Below are 18714 nucleotides of genomic sequence, written 5' to 3' on the forward strand. Positions count from 1 at the left end.
AAAAGCGCTTTGATACGCGATCCTGTAGGAGCTGCCGAAGGCTGCGATCTTTTGCGGCGCGCCAGTATATCGATCCGACCGAAGACTTACTCCAACGCCTTCCAGATCTCCGTGGCATATTCACGAATCGTCCGGTCCGACGAGAACCAGCCCATCCGCGCCGTGTTCAACACCGCTGAACGCCACCATTGTTGCGAGTCATGCCAGTGGGCTTCGACGCGCATCTGCGCGCTCCAGTAGGAATCGAAATCGGCGCAGACCAGGAACCGGTCGTAGTCCACCAGCGAGTCGATGAAGCCGGCATAGCGGGACGGGTCATCAGGCGAGAACACCCCGCCGCGAATGGCCTGCAACACATCGTTAAGCCGATGGGACGCGGCAATATCCGGCGCCGCGTTGAACTCGTGGTTCTGCTTGCGCGCCTCGACCTGCTGTGCGCTGAGACCAAAAATGAACATGTGCTCGGTGCCGATGCGCTCGCTCATTTCCACGTTGGCGCCGTCCATGGTGCCGATGGTCAGCGCGCCGTTGAGGCCGAATTTCATGTTGCTGGTGCCCGAGGCTTCGAAACCGGCGGTGGAAATCTGCTCGGACAAATCCGCCGCCGGAATGATGCTCTCCGCCAGGCTGACGTTGTAGTTGGGCAGGAACACCACTTTGAGCAAGCCGCGCACGGTCGGGTCGTTGTTCACCACCCGGGCGATGTCGTTGGTCAACTTGATGATCAGCTTGGCCTGGTGATAACTGGCCGCCGCTTTACCGGCGAAGATTTTCACCCGCGGCACCCAGTCGATTTCCGGCTCGGCGCGAATCGCCTGGTACAACGCCACGGTGTGCATCAGGTTGAGCAACTGGCGTTTGTACTCGTGGATCCGCTTCACCTGCACGTCGAACATCGCCGCCGGATTGACCGCAATCCCCAGCCGCTCGTGAATCAGGTAGGCCAAGGCTTTTTTACTGTGCAGCCGCTGTTCGGCAAAAGCTTTGCGGAACGCGGTCTTCTCGGCGAACGGCTCAAGACCGAGTAACCGCTCTTCGGGATTGTCCAACAGTTCCGGACCGAGGGCATCGACCAGCATCGAGGTCAGCTCGGAGTTGGCCTGATAAAGCCAGCGGCGGAAGGTGATGCCGTTGGTCTTGTTGTTGATTCGTTCCGGGTAGAGCTTGTGCAACTCGGAGAACACCGTTTTGCGCATCAACTGCGTGTGCAGTCCAGACACGCCGTTGACGCTGTGGGAGCCGAGAAATGCCAGATTGCCCATGCGCACGCGGCGGCCGTTGTCTTCTTCGATCAGCGACACCGCGCGCAGCACGTCGAAGTCGTGGATGCCTTTGGCGCGCAGCGAGTCGATGTGCTGGGCGTTGATCAGGTAGATGATCTGCATGTGTCGCGGCAGCATGCGTTCCATCAAACCGACCGGCCAGGTTTCCAACGCTTCGGGCAACAGCGTGTGGTTGGTATAGGAAAGCGTATCGACCGTGACCTGCCACGCCGCATCCCACGCCACGTCATACACGTCGACCAACTGACGCATCAGCTCGGCAACGGCAATCGAGGGGTGGGTATCGTTGAGCTGGATCGAGGCGTGATCACCCAGGGTCAGCACCGAGGTGTGCATGTTGCGATGACGACGCAGCAAGTCCTGTAAGGACGCGGCGACGAAGAAGTATTCCTGGCGCAGACGAAGTTCCTGCCCGGCTTCGGTGCTGTCCGCCGGGTAGAGCACGCGGGAAATACTTTCGGCACGGGCGACTTCGGCGACCGCGCCCAAGTGGTCACCGGCGTTGAAGCGTTCCAGGTGCAAATCTTCCATGGCTCGTGCGCGCCACAGACGCAAGGTGTTCACGCTCGCCCCGCGCCAGCCGACCACCGGCGTGTCGTAGGCAATGGCCCGGACCGTTTCCGCCGGGTGCCAGACTTGCTTGGACTTGCCGCTTTCATCGGTGACGGTCTCGACACTGCCACCGAAACCGATCGGATACACCACTTCCGGCCGCTCAAACTCCCAGGGGTTACCGAAATCCAGCCAGTGTTCGGTCTGTTCCTGCTGCCAACCGTCGACGATGGCCTGGCGGAACAGGCCATGTTCGTAGCGAATACCGTAACCGTGACCGGCGATGCCGAGGGTCGACATGCTTTCCAGAAAGCACGCCGCCAGACGCCCCAGGCCACCGTTGCCCAGCGCCGCATCGGGTTCCAACAGACGGATGCGCTCAAGGTCGACGCCGAGCTCGGTCAGGGCCTCGCGGGCTACGTCGAGCAGGCCGAGATTGCTCAGGCTGTCGAAGAGCAATCGGCCGATGAGGAATTCCAGGGAGAGGTAATAAACGCGCTTCTGACCTTTGCGGTAGATCTGCCGCGTATGGTCCATCCAGTGCTCGACCATGTGATCCCGCGCGGCCAGGGCAATGGCTTCGAACCAGTCATGGTCGAAGGCGTGATCCGGGTCTTTGCCCACCGCGTAGGTGAGTTTGGTCAAGACGGCGTCGCGGAATGCGGCCACCTCTGCTTCGCGAACAAGTGGTTCTTGAGTCATCGATAGGACCTCGAGCGAGCTTGGAGTTGTCTGAGCCTAGACGGTCTGACAGGCGGTAGAGGCTCTGGTTCGGCAGTTTTTCCTGTTAGTGCGAATCGGGTCGGCAATACATTGTCATGTGCCTGAATCAATGCAGGGGCCGTGCCGGATTAACGGTGTTGTGAGGCAGCAAAGAAAAAATCTGCAAAAGGTTGTTCAAAAATCCACCAGTCCCGGTATGATCGCGCGCCCTGATGCACACGCTGGTAACAACCGATGATGAAGCCGAACCTGATCGCCGCCGCGGAGATCGACCGCCTCGATACCTGGGCCAAGTACTCCGCCCCGATGTGCGGCTCGTGCATGTCCAGCTGCTGCACCTTGCCGGTCGAGGTCAAGATCAAGGATCTGGTCCGTATCGGCGTGGTCGATGAATTCGAGCTGGGTGACCCGCCGAAGAACATCGCCAAGCGCCTGCAAAAGGAAGGTTTGGTCGAGCGTTTCAACCAGAAGTCAGGAATCTTCACCCTCCAGCGCATGAGCAACAACGATTGCTACTACCTGGATCGTAAGAGCCGTCTGTGCACTATTTATGAAAAGCGCCCGGATACTTGCCGCAACCACCCGAAAATCGGCCCACGGCCGGGGTATTGCGCGTACAAGCCGAAGGAAGTGGAGCGCGAGCGCAATTCTCGGGCGATTGAGCGGTTCTAATTCCTCCTGAAATTTGCGGCGGTGACCGGCCGCCATCGCTGGCAAGCCAGCTCCCACAGTGATTGTTGCCGTCCACAAATTTCATGTACGACTCAAACCCTGTGGGAGCTGGCTTGCCAGCGATGAGGCCAGTACAAGCACCGCACAAATCCCAGACAAACAAAAACGCCCCCGGCCTTTCGACCGGGGGCGTTTTCGTTAAGCCGGGCTAAATCTTATGCCTTGGCTTTCTTGGCAGCGCGGGTACGCTCGCTTTCGTCCAGGATCTTCTTGCGAAGACGGATGGACTTAGGAGTCACTTCACACAGCTCGTCGTCCTGGATGAATTCCAGAGCCTGTTCCAGGGTGAAGCGAACAGGTGGAACCAGAGCGATGGTTTCGTCTTTACCCGAAGCACGCATGTTGTCGAGCTTCTTGCCCTTGGTAGGGTTAACGCCCAGGTCGTTGTCACGGCTGTTCAGACCAACGATCTGACCGTTGTAGATTTCCTGACCGTGTTCAACGAACAGCTTGCCACGTGCCTGGAGGGTTTCCAGGGAGTAGGTCAGTGCCTTGCCGGTTTCAACCGAAACCAGAACGCCGTTCTGACGGCCGGACATGTCGCCCGACTTCATCACGTCGTAACGGTCGAAGATTGAGGTCAGGATGCCAGCGCCGTTGGTCAGGGTCAGGAACTGGTTACGGAAACCGATCAGACCACGAGCAGGGATGTTGTATTCCAGACGTACACGGCCCTTGCCATCCGGCACCATGTTGGTCAGGTCGCCCTTACGCAGGCCCATCTCTTCCATCACCTTGCCCTGGGATTCTTCCGGCAGGTCGATGGTGACGTTTTCGAACGGTTCGTGCTTCACGCCGTCAACCAGACGGATGATCACTTCCGGACGGCCTACAGCCATTTCGAAGCCTTCGCGACGCATGGTTTCGATCAGTACCGAGAGGTGCAGTTCGCCACGGCCGGAAACCTTGAACTTGTCAGCCGAGTCGCCTTCTTCAACGCGCAGTGCAACGTTGTACAGCAGCTCTTTGTCCAGACGTTCCTTGATGTTACGGGAAGTCACGAACTTGCCTTCTTTACCGCAGAATGGCGAGTCGTTTACCTGGAAGGTCATGGAAACGGTTGGCTCGTCGACGGTCAACGGCTTCATCGCTTCAACGGTGTCCGGGTGGCACAGGGTGTCGGAGATGAACAGCGAGTCCATACCGCTGATGCAAACGATGTCGCCTGCAGCAGCTTCTTCAACGTCTACACGGTGCAGACCGTGGTGACCCATCAGCTTCAGGATACGACCGTTACGCTTCTTGCCGTCAGCGCCGATAGCAACAACCGGGGAGTTCGGCTTGATGCGACCACGAGCGATACGGCCAACACCGATAACACCCAGGAAGCTGTTGTAGTCCAGTGCGGAGATCTGCATCTGGAACGGACCGTCACGGTCAACAGCCGGCGCCGGTACGTTGTCGACGATCGACTGGTACAGCGGGGTCATGTCTTCAGCCATTTCGTTGTGGTCCAGACCGGCAATACCGTTCAGGGCCGAGGCGTAGACGACCTTGAAGTCCAGCTGTTCTTCGGTGGCACCCAGGTTGTCGAACAGGTCGAAGATCTGGTCCAGAACCCAGTCCGGACGCGCGCCTGGACGGTCAACCTTGTTGATGCACACGATCGGACGCAGGCCGGCTTCGAAAGCCTTCTTGGTCACGAAACGGGTTTGCGGCATAGGGCCGTCTTGAGCGTCAACCAGCAGCAGAACGGAGTCGACCATCGACATTACGCGTTCAACTTCGCCGCCGAAGTCGGCGTGGCCCGGGGTGTCCACGATGTTGATGTGGTAGCCGTTCCAGTTGATGGCGGTGTTTTTCGCCAGAATGGTAATACCGCGCTCTTTTTCCTGGTCGTTGGAGTCCATCACGCGCTCGTCGTTGAGCTCGTTGCGCTCCAGAGTGCCGGATTGACGCAGGAGTTTATCTACCAGGGTGGTTTTACCATGGTCAACGTGAGCAATGATGGCGATGTTGCGTAGATTTTCGATCACTTGTGTATCTCGATCAGAGGATTCGGTGTGCTGACAAGTCTTGGCAGCGATTACAGTAGAGTCAGGCCTTGCCGTTACAGCTTGACGGCAGAGTCGGGGGGCCGGTGACGCAGGCCACAGGCATACAGCCCCGGGCTCTTAGCTCGGTCGATAAACGCGCACATTGGCATGCCCCTCACTGAGCAAATGGTGGGCATGCAGGCGACTCATCACGCCTTTGTCGCAATACAGCAGGTACTGGCGAGTAGGGTCCAGTTCCTTGAAACGAGCGTTCAGTGCATAAAACGGCATCGTTTGTACCTCGATACCAGCGAGTTCCAGCGGATCATCCTCAGCGGCATCCGGGTGGCGGATGTCGATCACGATCTGACCGGCCAGCGCGTCGCTGACTTCTTCAATCTGAACGTCCTGGCCCAATTCGTCGATCACGCGATCGATCGGCACCAGTTTGGCGTTTTCGAGCGCACGCTCGAGTACCGCCATATCGAATTCTTTCTCTTCATGCTCGACGCGATGGCGCTTGGCTGCGGTCTTCGGATTGACCGAGATGACGCCGCAGTATTCCGGCATGTGCCGGGCGAAATCGGCGGTGCCGATCTCGTTGGCCGTGTCGATGATGTCCTGCTTGTGTGCGACGATCAGTGGGCGCAAGACCAGTTTGTCGGTCACGCAGTCGATCACGCTCAGGTTTGGCAGTGTCTGGCTCGAAACCTGGGAGATCGCTTCACCGGTGACAAGCGCTTCAATCTGCAGTCGATCGGCAATCTGCGAGGAAGCGCGCAACATCATACGCTTCAAAACTACGCCCATATGACTGTTATCGACTTTACCGAGAATTTCTCCCAGCACTTCCTCGAACGGCACACTGACAAATAACACGCGTTGGGAGCTGCCGTACTTCTTCCAGATGAAATGCGCGACTTCCATGACGCCCAGTTCGTGGGCACGTCCGCCCAGATTGAAGAAGCAGAAGTGGGCCATCAGGCCGCGGCGCATGATCTGGTAGGCCGCCACGGTGGAATCGAAACCACCGGACATCAGCACCAGCGTCTGCTCCAGCGCACCCAGCGGATAACCGCCGATACCGTTGTGCTGGCTGTGGATCACAAACAACCGTTGGTCGCGAACTTCGATGCGGACTTCGATTTCCGGCTTTTTCAGGTCAATCCCGGCGGCACCGCACTGACGGCGCAACTGGCTGCCGACATATTTTTCGATATCTATGGAGCTAAATGGGTGCTTGCCGGCGCGTTTGCAACGCACCGAGAAAATTTTCCCGGCCAGCGCATCGCCGTAGTGCTGCTTGCACTTTGCAACGATGTCGTCGAAATCGCCCAGCGGGTATTCGTCGATTTGCAGGAAATGCGCGATGCCCGGCATGCAGCTCAGGCGCTCGCCCATCTCCTTCAGGGCCTTGGCATCACTGACGCGGGTTTCCAGCTCGAGGTTGTCCCACACGCCGTTCACCACCACGGCCGGGTCCAGATCGCGGAGCACGGCACGGATGTTCTTGGCCAATTGGCGGATGAAACGCATCCGTACCGGGCGGCTCTTGATGGTGATCTCGGGGAAGACTTTTACGATTAATTTCATGGAAACAGCGCGCGCAGGGCCTGCCGAAAAAGGGGGGCGCGGATTATAGCGGAAATTGCTCAAGGTTTAACCAGTTAATGTGCAGAAGGTTTTGCGCGCACCAAAACAGGTCATTTTTCGATTTTAACGCCACATTGTAGGGCGAGATTTTCCGCATTCAGGCGCTTTGCACCTTTATAAGCGTGAATTTGGGGCAAAAAACCCATGGTGGGGCACTGGCATGCAATTTGCTCCCTTGTGAGGCAGGTTGCCTTGGCAGAGTATTCGCGCCGGCATCACAAACATTTAAGGGCATCCACTACCAGCCCTAATCCACCCGGAGGACAGTATGTCGAAGTCGGTTCAACTCATCAAAGATCATGACGTCAAGTGGATTGATCTGCGCTTCACGGACACCAAAGGCACTCAGCACCACGTGACCATGCCGGCTCGCGACGCGCTGGATGACGCTTTCTTCGAAGAAGGCAAAATGTTCGACGGTTCCTCCATCGCTGGCTGGAAAGGCATTGAAGCTTCCGACATGATCCTGATGCCGGACGACAGCACTGCCGTTCTCGACCCGTTCACCGAAGAGCCGACCCTGATCCTGGTCTGCGACGTGATCGAGCCTTCGACCATGCAAGGCTACGACCGCGACCCACGTGCGATCGCCAAGCGTGCCGAGGAATACCTGAAGTCGACCGGTATCGGTGACACCGTATTCGTTGGCCCGGAGCCAGAATTCTTCATCTTCGACGAAGTGAAGTTCAAGTCCGACATCTCCGGTTCGATGTTCAAGATCTTCTCCGAACAAGGTTCGTGGATGTCCGACCAGGACGTGGAAGGCGGCAACAAAGGCCACCGTCCAGGCGTCAAAGGCGGCTACTTCCCGGTTCCTCCGTTCGACCACGACCACGAAATCCGTACCTCCATGTGCAACGCCATGGAAGAAATGGGCCTGGTCATCGAAGTTCACCACCACGAAGTGGCAACTGCTGGCCAGAACGAAATCGGCGTGAAGTTCAACACCCTGGTTGCCAAGGCTGACGAAGTTCAAACCCTGAAGTACTGCGTACACAACGTTGCTGATGCATACGGCCGCACCGCGACCTTCATGCCTAAGCCTCTGTACGGCGACAACGGTTCGGGCATGCACGTTCACCTGTCCATCGCCAAAGATGGCAAGAACACCTTCGCAGGCGAAGGCTATGCCGGCCTGTCCGACACCGCTCTGTACTTCATCGGCGGCATCATCAAGCACGGTAAGGCCCTGAACGGCTTCACCAACCCGTCGACCAACTCCTACAAGCGTCTGGTTCCAGGCTTCGAAGCTCCGGTAATGCTGGCCTACTCGGCTCGCAACCGTTCCGCTTCGATCCGTATTCCTTACGTGTCCAGCCCTCGCGCTCGCCGTATCGAAGCCCGCTTCCCGGATCCAGCAGCCAACCCGTACCTGGGCTTCGCTGCACTGCTGATGGCTGGCCTGGACGGCATCCAGAACAAGATTCACCCTGGCGACGCAGCTGACAAAAACCTGTACGACCTGCCGCCTGAAGAGGCGAAAGAGATCCCACAAGTTTGCGGCAGCCTGAAAGAAGCCCTGGAAGAGCTGGACAAAGGTCGTGCGTTCCTGACCAAAGGCGGCGTGTTCTCCGACGACTTCATCGACGCCTACATCGCTCTGAAAAGCGAAGAAGAAATCAAGGTACGTACCTTCGTACACCCACTGGAATACGAGCTGTACTACAGCTGCTGATCCGGTAGCGCCAGCGCAAGCGGCGTGACAAAGTGAGGCCTCCTTCGGGAGGCCTTTTTTATGATCACAAATCAAAAGATCGCAGCCTTCGGCAGCTCCTACATTGTTATGCATCTGTAGGAGCTGCCGAAGGCTGCGATCTTTTGATCTTCTGTACCCAAACATGAACAAGCTGGGCCAACCGCCGCCCCTGACCTATGCTGCAACCCAATGCTTTCGTTTGCGGTTGATTTTATGGGTCGTGCTTTTCTCTTCATCCTGATGCTGATCGCCCTGCCCGCCGCAGCGCAGATCTACAAGTACACGGACGCCGATGGCAACACCGCGTACAGCAATCAACCGCCGGATGGTGTGAAGGCCCAACCGGTCGAGTTGCCACCGCTCAACAGCGTGGAGCCGCAAACCCCTCCAGCAGCACCCACGCAACCCAATACCAACGAACAACCCCAGAACGCCTACGAGGTACTGGTACTGACCGGCCTGCCCACCACCGGAGCCCTGCGCGCCAACAACGGCACCTTCACCGTCAACGTGTTAATCAAGCCGCGCCTGCAAGGGCCGCATCTGCTCAGACTGGTACTTGACGAACAACCCTACGGCCAGCCGAGTAATGTTCCGATCCTGCAACTGGTGAACATCGACCGCGGCATGCATAGCCTCGCCGTGCAGGTGATCGACGGCGAAACCGTGGTCCAGCAAAGCCCCAGCGTGAGCTTTACCGTGCAACGGGTGCACAAGCCTTGAAGTGTTGGCTGCTGATCGCCTGCCTTATCGCCTTACCCGCATCGGCGGAGGTTTTTACTTACATCGATGCACAGGGCAATCGGGTTTTCACCGATCAACCCAATACCGGCAACGCCAAACGCGTGCCGCTGGCAACCGGCAATCGCATGGCCGCACCAGGTACGTCAGCGGCGATGGCCACAAAGAAGGCCGAGAAAAAACCACTGTTCCACTACGACATGCTGCGCATTCTTGTGCCGGAGCCTGACGCCACCGTGCGCAGCACCGCCGGAGAAATCATCGTCAGCGTCACCAGCGAACCGGGCCTGCAGCGAGGTCATCGCTATCGATTGCTGCTTGATGGCCAACCCACTGCCGAGCCTGGACCGAGTCCGGTATTTCCGCTGAGCAATGTCGACCGAGGCACTCATCAACTGTCAGTGGAAATCCTCGACGAACAGGGCCGGACCGTCGAACGCACCGCCAACCAACCATTCCACATGCAACGCATGTCCCTCGCGCAAAAACGCAAGATCAAACCCTGCTCCCTCGACGACTACGGCCAACGGCCGGAATGCCCGCTCAGCGATAAACCCGCCGAAGAAAAAAATCCATTCCTGCGGTTCTTCTAACCTCGTTCAGCTTTGCGCACTATATTGGTGCGATTGGTTGCACCGTGCGCCGATTGCATCCCATTTTGGTTCGAAAGTACCCGTAAAAGCTGAAAGAGCGCCACGCAATCGAGCGTCAAACGCCCGTTTCAGGGTTGAGCGCTTCTTTTCGGAGCCTTGGTTTGGTTTTTGCATTTTCCTCGCGTCAGCGCTTTTTTCTTGCGCATGCTCCGCCCTAAAAGAGGTCCCGATGACCATTAGCGACGCACTCCACCGTTTGCTACTCGACAACCTCACCACCGCGACCATCCTGCTCGATGCCGAATTGCGCCTCGAGTACATGAACCCGGCGGCGGAGATGCTCCTGGCCATCAGCGGCCAGCGCAGCCATGGTCAGTTCATCAGCGAGTTGTTCACCGAATCCACCGAGGCGCTGAATTCCTTGCGCCAGGCGGTCCAGCAGGCGCATCCGTTTACCAAGCGCGAAGCGATGCTCACCGCCCTCACCGGCCAGACCCTGACGGTTGATTACGCGGTCACGCCAATCCTCAGCAACGGCGACACGCTGCTGCTGCTTGAAGTCCATCCCCGGGATCGCTTGCTGCGGATCACCAAGGAAGAAGCGCAGCTCTCGAAACAGGAAACCAGCAAAATGCTGGTGCGCGGTCTCGCTCACGAAATCAAGAATCCGCTGGGCGGCATTCGCGGCGCGGCGCAGTTGCTGGCCCGTGAACTGCCGGAAGAAAGCCTGCGTGACTACACCAACGTGATCATCGAAGAGGCCGACCGCCTGCGCAATCTGGTCGACCGCATGCTGGGCTCCAACAAGCTGCCGTCGCTGGCCATGTGCAATGTCCATGAAGTGCTGGAACGTGTTTGCCACTTGGTTGAAGCGGAAAGCCAGGGCTGCATCACTTTGGTGCGCGACTACGACCCAAGCATTCCCGACGTCCTGATCGATCGCGAACAAATGATCCAGGCCGTCCTCAACATCGTGCGCAACGCGATGCAGGCCATCAGCAGCCAGAACGAGCTGCGCCTGGGTCGCATCAGCCTGCGCACCCGCGCCATGCGCCAGTTCACCATCGGCCACGTGCGCCATCGCCTGGTGACCAAGATCGAAATCATCGACAACGGTCCGGGCATTCCTGCGGAACTCCAGGAAACCATTTTCTTTCCCATGGTCAGCGGTCGTCCGGACGGTACCGGGCTGGGCCTGGCCATTACCCAGAACATCATCAGCCAGCACCAGGGCCTGATCGAGTGTGACAGCCACCCCGGCCACACCACGTTCTCGATCTTTCTGCCACTGGAACAAGGAGCCACATCGACATGAGCCGTAGTGAAACCGTGTGGATCGTCGATGACGACCGTTCTATCCGTTGGGTCCTGGAAAAAGCCTTGCAACAGGAAGGCATGACCACGCAAAGCTTCGACAGCGCCGATGGCGTGATGAGCCGCCTGGCGCGCCAGCAGCCGGACGTGATCATCTCCGACATCCGCATGCCCGGTGCCAGCGGCCTTGACCTTCTGGCGCGGATTCGCGAACAGCACCCACGGCTGCCAGTGATCATCATGACGGCGCACTCCGATCTGGACAGCGCTGTCGCGTCCTACCAGGGCGGCGCTTTCGAGTACCTGCCCAAGCCATTCGATGTCGATGAAGCCGTCTCTCTGGTCAAACGCGCCAACCAGCACGCCCAGGAACAACAAGGCCTGGAAGTCGCCCCGACCCTGACCCGCACCCCGGAAATCATCGGCGAAGCACCGGCGATGCAGGAAGTGTTTCGCGCCATCGGGCGCTTGAGTCACTCCAACATTACCGTGCTGATCAACGGCGAATCCGGTACCGGTAAAGAACTGGTTGCCCACGCCCTGCACCGCCACAGCCCTCGCGCGGCTTCGCCGTTCATCGCGCTGAACATGGCGGCGATCCCCAAAGACCTGATGGAATCCGAGCTGTTCGGTCACGAGAAAGGCGCGTTCACCGGGGCAGCGAACCTGCGTCGCGGGCGGTTTGAACAGGCCGATGGCGGCACGTTGTTCCTCGATGAAATTGGCGACATGCCGGCTGACACCCAGACTCGCTTGCTGCGAGTCCTGGCCGATGGCGAGTTCTACCGTGTTGGCGGTCATGTCCCGGTGAAGGTTGATGTGCGAATCATCGCTGCGACCCACCAGAACCTGGAAACACTGGTGCATGCCGGAAAATTCCGTGAGGACTTGTTCCACCGCCTCAACGTGATCCGCATCCACATCCCGCGCCTGTCGGACCGTCGCGAAGACATCCCGACCCTTGCCAAGCACTTCCTCAGCCGCGCCGCGCAGGAGCTGGCCGTCGAGCCAAAGCTGCTGAAAAGCGAAACCGAGGAATACCTGAAAAACCTGCCTTGGCCGGGCAACGTGCGTCAGCTGGAGAACACTTGCCGCTGGATCACGGTGATGGCTTCGGGTCGCGAGGTGCATATCGGTGACCTGCCACCTGAACTGCTGAGCCTGCCACAGGATTCGGCGCCGGTGACCAACTGGGAGCAGGCGCTGCGTCAATGGGCCGACCAGGCACTGGCTCGCGGTCAGTCGAGCTTGCTGGACAGCGCCGTGCCGACCTTCGAGCGGATCATGATCGAAACCGCGCTCAAGCACACCGCCGGTCGCCGCCGCGATGCTGCCGTGTTGTTGGGCTGGGGGCGTAATACCCTGACTCGCAAGATCAAGGAATTAGGGATGAAGGTTGATGGCGGGGATGATGATGAGGGGGATGAGGGCTAACTTCGGCTTTCGAATTTAGTCGTTAGCGAAAAGATCGCAACCTTCGGCAGCTCCTACAGGTGTACGCAGAACCTCGTAGGAGCTGCCGAAGGCTGCGATCTTTTTTTGGCCGAAAATCACAATCCATGCACCGACTGAATGCACCGTGAACCGCAATCGCGCACGACAACTGATCTGAAATCCCGCCTGAGTTCGCAATCGAACCCTTACCGAAAAAACACGAAAGCCCCGGATTACGGGGCTTTCGACGTATTTCCGCGCCTTTCTGTTTTAGCTTGTTAAAAACTGGCACGCCCCCTGCAATAGTCTCATCAGTGATTCAGTTCACTACCCAGTTTCGGGGACCTTGGTACAGGCAGGCCGGGGATTCCCCTCTTTACACCGGGCTCACACCGCACAACGCGACGAGCCCACCCAGTTTTGGGGTCCTTGGTACAGGCAGGCCGGGATTCCTTCTTTACACCGGGTTCACGACGCAATGCGCGAACCCTCCCGTTTTGGGGACCTTGGTACAGGCAGGCCGGGGATTCCCTCTTTTATTGCTCCCGGAGATGGATCTCCAGCCGCCAGCGGTCATCGACCTCGCTACCGGACCACTCGCCCTGCAGCGGCCGAGCCGCCACCACCGTCAGCAACAATCCCCCATCACTCGAACGCACCCGCCAATTCACGCCTTTATCGTTGAGCTTGAGCTGGCCTTGCTGCGCCTTGCCCTCAGCCTCGAACAGCAACGCGACGCTGCCGTCGACGATCTCGCCGTAGGTCTTGGGTTCGTTGTTGAACCACACCACCAGGCCGTCGTTTGTCACCTCGACTTGTTGCAACTCAGTCGGGTCGGGGGTGGTCAGGCGACCGATCATCAGCCCCAGCATCACCCCGACAATGGCCAGCGACATCATCACGCGCGGGAATAGTTTCGAACGAGCGTCGGCTTGCGGCGTAGAATGCCGCTCATCTTTACCTTCGGAGCCGTGCATGTTTCACGTCATCCTTTTCCAACCAGAAATTCCGCCGAATACCGGCAACGTTATCAGGCTGTGCGCCAACAGTGGCTGCCACCTGCATTTGATCGAACCGCTAGGCTTCGAGATGGACGACAAGCGGCTGCGCCGGGCCGGCCTCGATTACCACGAGTATGCCACCCTGCAGCGCCACGCGGACTTGGCCAGTTGCCTGGAAAGCCTCGGTCATCCTCGCGTGTTTGCCTTCACCACCAAGGGCTCGCGGCCGTTCCACGATGCGAGTTTCGTGGAGGGTGATGCCTTCCTGTTCGGCCCGGAAAGCCGTGGCCTGCCAGCCGAAGTGCTCGACGCCCTTCCCGGCGACCAACGCCTGCGCCTGCCGATGCGTGAGGGCTGCCGCAGCCTGAATCTGTCGAACACCGTGGCGGTGGCCGTGTACGAGGCCTGGCGTCAAAACGACTTCAAGTAACACCGCCCGCTCTGTAGGAGCTGCCGAAGGCTGCGATCTTTTGATTTTGATTCTTTAAGATCAAAAGATCGCAGCCTTCGGCAGCTCCTACCTGGAGGTTTCGTTTGCCCCATGAAAAAAGCGCCTTTAACGGCGCTTTTTTCATGGGGCAAACGAAGCTCTTATTGTACGGTCGGAGTCTCGCCCGCAGCCTGCATACGTTGCAGCTCTTGCGCGTACAGCGCGTCGAAGTTCACCGGAGCCAGCATCAGTGCCGGGAACGAACCACGGGTCACCAGGCTGTCCAGCGCTTCGCGAGCGTACGGGAACAGGATGTTCGGGCAGAAGGCGCCCAGGGTGTGGCTCATCGAAGCGTCGTCCAGGTTCTTGATCAGGAAGATACCGGCCTGTTGCACTTCGGCGATGAACGCCACTTCGTCACCGTTTTTCACGGTAACCGACAGGGTCAGCACGACTTCGTGGAAGTCATTTTCCAACGCCTTTTGACGGGTGTTCAGGTCCAGACCGACGCTCGGCTCCCACTGCTGGCGGAAGATCGCCGGGCTTTTCGGGGCTTCGAAGGACAGGTCACGTACGTAGATGCGCTGCAAGGAGAATTGCGGTGCGGTTTCTTCTTCGCTAGCTGCAGTGTTCTGTTGGTCAGTCATCTCAGATCCTTTCTGATCTTGGGCTTTTTATAGGGTATGGAATTCAGGCCTTGAGCAGCGCGTCGAGCTTACCCGCGCGCTCCAAGGCAAACAAATCATCACAACCGCCAACGTGGGTGCTGCCGATCCAGATTTGCGGCACGGAGGTACGTCCGGCCTTCTGAGCCATTGCGGCGCGCACCTGCGGCTTGCCATCGACCTTGATCTCTTCGAAGGCCACGCCTTTGTTCTCGAGCAGGTATTTGGCTCGGGAGCAATAAGGGCAGTAATCGCTGGAGTAGACGACGACGTTGCTCATATCACTTCACCAGCGGCAGATTGTCGGCTTTCCAGCTGGAAACGCCACCGGACAGCTTGGCAGCGGTGAAGCCGGCCTTCACCAGTTCGCGAGCGTGGGTGCCGGCGGTCTGGCCCATCGCGTCGACCAGGATGATGGTCTTGGCCTTGTGCTTTTCCAGCTCGCCTACGCGGGCAGTCAGTTTGTCGTGAGGAATGTTCAACGCGCCAACAATGTGACCGGCGGCAAAGTCTTTGGCCGGACGAATGTCGATCACCACGCCCGCGTCTTTATTGACCAGGCCGGTCAGTTCACCGGTGCTCAGGCTACGGCCGCCGCCTTGCATCTGATACGCGATCAGTGCGGCCAGCAGTACGACGAAGATACCGACGAGAATGTAGTGGTTAGTGGCAAATTCAATCAGGTGAGCAACCATCGAAGGAGGTTCCAGGGCGTTAAAATGTCGGCCAGTATACACAGCCACTATGGTGGGCCAAACCCCGTCCGGCGGTGACGTGGCCGGAACTTCGCTTTAAACTGCGACTCCCTTTTTCCATTACCCCTTTTTACCTCAGCCACGAGTGGATTCCATGACTACCACGCCTAAACCTTTGGTCCTGATGATTCTCGACGGCTTCGGTCACAGTGAAAGCCAGGAAGCCAACGCCATCTACGCGGCCAAGAAGCCTGTGCTCGACCGTTTGTGGGCCACCGTGCCCAACGGCCTGATCTCGGGCAGCGGCATGGACGTCGGTCTGCCGGACGGCCAGATGGGCAACTCCGAAGTCGGCCACATGAACCTCGGCGCCGGCCGCGTGGTGTACCAGGACTTCACTCGCGTGACCAAATCGATCCGCGACGGTGAGTTCTTCGAGAATCCGACCATCTGCGCAGCCGTGGATAAAGCCGTCGCCGCCGGCAAAGCCGTGCACTTCATGGGCCTGCTGTCCGATGGCGGCGTGCACAGTCACCAGGATCACCTGGTCGCCATGGCTGAACTCGCCTTCAAGCGCGGCGCCCAGAACATCTACCTGCACGCTTTCCTCGACGGTCGCGACACGCCGCCGAAAAGCGCTCAGTCGTCGATCGAACTGCTCGATGCCACGTTCCAGGCGCTGGGCAAAGGCCGCATTGCCAGCATCATTGGCCGCTACTTCGCCATGGACCGCGACAACCGTTGGGATCGCGTGTCCCAGGCTTACAACCTGATTGTCGACGGCAACGGCGAATTCAACGCAGCCACCGCCCAGGAAGGTCTGCAAGCTGCTTATGAGCGTGGCGAGAGCGACGAATTCGTCAAAGCCACCTCCATCGGCGAACCGGTGAAAGTCGAAGACGGCGATGCCGTGATTTTCATGAACTTCCGCGCCGACCGCGCTCGCGAGCTGACCCGCGTGTTCGTCGAAGACGATTTCAAGGAATTCGAGCGTGCCCGCCAGCCAAAACTGGCCGGCTACGTCATGCTGACCCAATACGCCGCCAGCATTCCTGCGCCATCGGCCTTCGCTGCCGGCAGCCTGGAAAACGTGCTGGGCGATTACCTGGCGAAAAACGGCAAGACCCAACTGCGCATCGCTGAAACCGAGAAGTACGCCCACGTGACCTTCTTCTTCTCCGGCGGCCGCGAAGAACCGTTCCCGGGCGAAGAGCGCATCCTGATCCCGTCGCCGAAAGTCGCCACGTATGACTTGCAGCCGGAAATGAGCGCGCCGGAAGTCACCGACCGCATCGTCGACGCCATTGAAAACCAGCGCTACGACGTGATCGTGGTCAACTACGCCAACGGCGACATGGTCGGTCACAGCGGCGTGTTCGAGGCAGCAGTCAAAGCCGTTGAGTGCCTGGACACCTGCGTCGGCCGTATCGTCGAGGCACTGGAAAAGGTTGGCGGCGAAGCCCTGATCACCGCTGACCACGGCAACGTCGAGCAAATGTCCGACGCCTCCACCGGCCAGGCGCACACCGCGCATACCACCGAACCGGTGCCGTTCATTTATGTCGGCAAGCGTGACCTCAAGGTCCGCGAAGGCGGCGTGCTGGCCGACGTGGCGCCAACCATGCTGAAACTGTTGGGCCTGGAAAAACCGGCGGAAATGAGCGGGACTTCGATTCTCGTCTAACCACCGAAAAACCCTGTGGGAGCGGGCTTGCTCGCGATAGCGATCTGACAGCCAACTTCAATGTTGAATGCCAGGCCGCCATCGCTGGCAAGCCAGCTCCCACAGTGGTTTGTGGTGGTTTTGAAGACTAATTGCAGGTGTATTCCGGCCCAGTTATCACACAGTCCCAATTGGGCGTTTTTTTTGCAGCGTGGGGCGGGCATACTAGGCCGTCCCTTTCCCTGGTGTCGCCCGCCTCTATGCTTCGCGTCCTGATCGCCCTTGCCCTGACCTGCCTGCTCCAACCGGCCTTCGCTGACGAGCGCGCGCAAACCCAACAACAGTTGGACGCCACGCGTCAGGACATTGCCGAGCTGAAGAAACTGCTGGGCAAGTTGCAGGAAGAAAAATCCGGCATCCAAAAAGATCTCAAAGGCACCGAGACCGAAATGGGCAAGCTCGAGAAGCAGGTCGAAGCCCTGCAAAAAGAGCTGAAGAAGAGCGAATCCGAGCTGCAGCGTCTCGATGCGGAGAAAAAAAAACTCCAGAGCGCGCGCACTGAACAGCAACGACTGATTGCCATCCAGGCCCGCGCCGCCTACCAGAACGGCCGTCAGGAATACCTGAAGCTGCTGCTCAACCAGCAGAATCCCGAGAAATTCGCTCGCACCCTCACCTATTACGACTACCTGAGCCAGGCCCGTCTGGAGCAGCTGAAGAATTTCAACGAAACCCTGCGCCAACTGGCCAATGTCGAAAAAGACATCGGCTTGCAGCAGGCGCAATTGCTGGTACAGAAAAGCAGCCTCGACACCCAGCGCGACGAACTCGACAAAGTCCGCCAGGAACGCCAGCAAGTCCTGGCCAAGCTCAGTGATGACGTAAAAGCCCGCGACCAGAAGCTGGCAGCCCGCGAGCAGGATCAGGCAGACCTGTCTAAAGTCCTTAAAACCATTGAGGAAACCCTGGCCCGCCAGGCTCGTGAGGCAGAAGAAGCGCGACAGAAAGCGCTGATTGCCCAGCAGGAAGCCGAAAAAAAGCATTTACGTGAGGCCCAGGCTCAAGCAGATGAGACTGACGCCCCACGCAAACCGGTTAAATCAACACCTGGCGCACTGGTTTCCAGCTCCGGCGAAACCTTTGGCGGCCCGTTTGCGTCAACTCGCGGCAAACTTCCATGGCCAGTCGATGGTCGACTGCTGGCACGCTTCGGTGAAAGCCGTGGCGACGATGCACGGACCAAGTGGGACGGCGTGATGATCAGCGCGTCGGCCGGCAGCGCAGTGCATGCGGTGCATGGCGGTCGCGTGGTGTTCGCCGACTGGTTGCGCGGCGCCGGGTTGCTGGTGATTCTCGACCACGGCAACGGTTTTTTGAGTCTTTATGGTCACAACCAGACGCTGCTCAAGTCTGCGGGTGACGTGGTAAAAGCCGGCGAGTCCATCTCCACTGTCGGTAACAGTGGCGGACAGGACACGCCGGCATTGTATTTCGCGATTCGTCAGCAGGGTCACCCGAGTGATCCGGCACAATGGTGTCGCGCGCAAGGATAAGCGCGCCATC

Annotated in this window: 16 protein-coding genes; 9 read left to right on the top strand and 7 right to left on the bottom strand. The window is 58.7% G+C overall.

The window, feature by feature from the left end:
• Positions 1-86 precede the first annotated feature (86 nt).
• The gene (locus ACM110_RS08305) at positions 87-2537 is read right to left on the bottom strand and encodes a glycogen/starch/alpha-glucan phosphorylase (RefSeq protein ID WP_338584258.1); all 2451 of its coding nucleotides are present in this window, start codon (positions 2535-2537) and stop codon (positions 87-89) included.
• A gap of 255 nt (positions 2538-2792) precedes the next feature.
• On the opposite strand from ACM110_RS08305, the gene ACM110_RS08310 reads away from it, so the two are divergent.
• Positions 2793-3230: a YkgJ family cysteine cluster protein gene (locus tag ACM110_RS08310; protein WP_416127392.1), complete on the top strand. Its 438-nt coding sequence runs from the start codon at positions 2793-2795 to the stop codon at positions 3228-3230.
• Between the two features lie 215 nt (positions 3231-3445).
• Here ACM110_RS08310 and typA read toward each other — a convergent pair whose 3' ends face one another.
• Entirely contained in the window at positions 3446-5266 is a 1821-nt protein-coding gene (typA, locus tag ACM110_RS08315; protein WP_046815270.1) for a translational GTPase TypA, read from the bottom strand.
• Positions 5267-5404: 138 nt separating this feature from the next.
• Positions 5405-6859 carry a tRNA uracil 4-sulfurtransferase ThiI gene (thiI, locus tag ACM110_RS08320; RefSeq protein ID WP_416127393.1) on the bottom strand — a complete coding sequence of 485 codons (1455 nt, stop codon included), beginning with the start codon at positions 6857-6859 and terminating at the stop codon, positions 5405-5407.
• 328 nt (positions 6860-7187) lie between these two features.
• Between thiI and glnA the strand changes: the two genes are divergently transcribed.
• From glnA to ntrC, 5 genes are all read left to right on the top strand, one after another.
• Positions 7188-8594, top strand: a complete 1407-nt coding sequence (gene glnA, locus ACM110_RS08325) for a glutamate--ammonia ligase (RefSeq protein WP_338584255.1) — start codon at positions 7188-7190, stop codon at positions 8592-8594.
• Positions 8595-8828: 234 nt separating this feature from the next.
• Positions 8829-9338 carry a DUF4124 domain-containing protein gene (locus ACM110_RS08330; RefSeq protein ID WP_416127394.1) on the top strand — a complete coding sequence of 170 codons (510 nt, stop codon included), beginning with the start codon at positions 8829-8831 and terminating at the stop codon, positions 9336-9338.
• Positions 9335-9949: a DUF4124 domain-containing protein gene (locus tag ACM110_RS08335; protein WP_416127395.1), complete on the top strand. Its 615-nt coding sequence runs from the start codon at positions 9335-9337 to the stop codon at positions 9947-9949. The genes ACM110_RS08330 and ACM110_RS08335 overlap by 4 nt, the downstream gene beginning before the upstream one ends.
• 229 nt (positions 9950-10178) lie before the next feature.
• On the top strand, positions 10179-11264 hold the full coding sequence (glnL, locus tag ACM110_RS08340) for a nitrogen regulation protein NR(II) (RefSeq protein WP_056852211.1): 1086 nt from the start codon (positions 10179-10181) through the stop codon (positions 11262-11264).
• Positions 11261-12697 carry a nitrogen regulation protein NR(I) gene (ntrC, locus tag ACM110_RS08345; RefSeq protein ID WP_338584252.1) on the top strand — a complete coding sequence of 479 codons (1437 nt, stop codon included), beginning with the start codon at positions 11261-11263 and terminating at the stop codon, positions 12695-12697. Before glnL ends, ntrC begins: the two co-directional genes overlap by 4 nt.
• A 536-nt stretch (positions 12698-13233) precedes the next feature.
• Here ntrC and ACM110_RS08350 read toward each other — a convergent pair.
• Positions 13234-13674 carry a hypothetical protein gene (locus ACM110_RS08350; RefSeq protein WP_416127396.1) on the bottom strand — a complete coding sequence of 147 codons (441 nt, stop codon included), beginning with the start codon at positions 13672-13674 and terminating at the stop codon, positions 13234-13236.
• On the opposite strand from ACM110_RS08350, the gene ACM110_RS08355 reads away from it, so the two are divergent.
• A complete protein-coding gene (locus tag ACM110_RS08355) occupies positions 13673-14128 on the top strand; it encodes a tRNA (cytidine(34)-2'-O)-methyltransferase (RefSeq protein WP_416127397.1) in 456 nt (151 codons plus the stop codon). The two genes, ACM110_RS08350 and ACM110_RS08355, sit on opposite strands and share 2 nt — an antisense overlap.
• A 161-nt stretch (positions 14129-14289) precedes the next feature.
• Here the strand turns inward: ACM110_RS08355 and secB are convergent, their stop codons facing one another.
• The 3 genes from secB to ACM110_RS08370 are packed head-to-tail and all read right to left on the bottom strand — an operon-like array spanning position 14290 to position 15488.
• Positions 14290-14775 carry a protein-export chaperone SecB gene (gene secB / locus ACM110_RS08360; RefSeq protein WP_034148553.1) on the bottom strand — a complete coding sequence of 162 codons (486 nt, stop codon included), beginning with the start codon at positions 14773-14775 and terminating at the stop codon, positions 14290-14292.
• 43 nt (positions 14776-14818) lie between these two features.
• Positions 14819-15073, bottom strand: a complete 255-nt coding sequence (grxC, locus tag ACM110_RS08365) for a glutaredoxin 3 (protein WP_008058538.1) — start codon at positions 15071-15073, stop codon at positions 14819-14821.
• A gap of 1 nt (position 15074) precedes the next feature.
• A complete protein-coding gene (locus ACM110_RS08370; protein WP_338584249.1) occupies positions 15075-15488 on the bottom strand; it encodes a rhodanese-like domain-containing protein in 414 nt (137 codons plus the stop codon).
• A gap of 154 nt (positions 15489-15642) precedes the next feature.
• Between ACM110_RS08370 and gpmI the strand changes: the two genes are divergently transcribed.
• Both gpmI and ACM110_RS08380 read left to right on the top strand, forming a co-directional pair.
• The gene (gene gpmI, locus ACM110_RS08375; protein WP_416127398.1) at positions 15643-17172 is read left to right on the top strand and encodes a 2,3-bisphosphoglycerate-independent phosphoglycerate mutase; all 1530 of its coding nucleotides are present in this window, start codon (positions 15643-15645) and stop codon (positions 17170-17172) included.
• Between the two features lie 239 nt (positions 17173-17411).
• Positions 17412-18704, top strand: coding sequence for a murein hydrolase activator EnvC family protein (locus ACM110_RS08380; protein ID WP_416127399.1), 1293 nt, complete (start codon positions 17412-17414; stop codon positions 18702-18704).
• The last annotated feature ends 10 nt before the right edge of the window (positions 18705-18714 follow it).

This window comes from Pseudomonas sp. NFX98, from assembly GCF_047784845.1.
Lineage (GTDB): Bacteria > Pseudomonadota > Gammaproteobacteria > Pseudomonadales > Pseudomonadaceae > Aquipseudomonas.

Coding starts and splice junctions, on each gene's coding strand:
- ACM110_RS08305 (WP_338584258.1), bottom strand. CDS start 2,537: ATGACTCAAGAACCACTTGTTCGCGAAGCAGAGGTGGCCGCATTCCGC.
- ACM110_RS08310 (WP_416127392.1), top strand. CDS start 2,793: ATGATGAAGCCGAACCTGATCGCCGCCGCGGAGATCGACCGCCTCGAT.
- thiI (WP_416127393.1), bottom strand. CDS start 6,859: ATGAAATTAATCGTAAAAGTCTTCCCCGAGATCACCATCAAGAGCCGC.
- glnA (WP_338584255.1), top strand. CDS start 7,188: ATGTCGAAGTCGGTTCAACTCATCAAAGATCATGACGTCAAGTGGATT.
- ACM110_RS08330 (WP_416127394.1), top strand. CDS start 8,829: ATGGGTCGTGCTTTTCTCTTCATCCTGATGCTGATCGCCCTGCCCGCC.
- glnL (WP_056852211.1), top strand. CDS start 10,179: ATGACCATTAGCGACGCACTCCACCGTTTGCTACTCGACAACCTCACC.
- ntrC (WP_338584252.1), top strand. CDS start 11,261: ATGAGCCGTAGTGAAACCGTGTGGATCGTCGATGACGACCGTTCTATC.
- ACM110_RS08355 (WP_416127397.1), top strand. CDS start 13,673: ATGTTTCACGTCATCCTTTTCCAACCAGAAATTCCGCCGAATACCGGC.
- ACM110_RS08350 (WP_416127396.1), bottom strand. CDS start 13,674: ATGCACGGCTCCGAAGGTAAAGATGAGCGGCATTCTACGCCGCAAGCC.
- secB (WP_034148553.1), bottom strand. CDS start 14,775: ATGACTGACCAACAGAACACTGCAGCTAGCGAAGAAGAAACCGCACCG.
- grxC (WP_008058538.1), bottom strand. CDS start 15,073: ATGAGCAACGTCGTCGTCTACTCCAGCGATTACTGCCCTTATTGCTCC.
- ACM110_RS08370 (WP_338584249.1), bottom strand. CDS start 15,488: ATGGTTGCTCACCTGATTGAATTTGCCACTAACCACTACATTCTCGTC.
- gpmI (WP_416127398.1), top strand. CDS start 15,643: ATGACTACCACGCCTAAACCTTTGGTCCTGATGATTCTCGACGGCTTC.
- ACM110_RS08380 (WP_416127399.1), top strand. CDS start 17,412: ATGCTTCGCGTCCTGATCGCCCTTGCCCTGACCTGCCTGCTCCAACCG.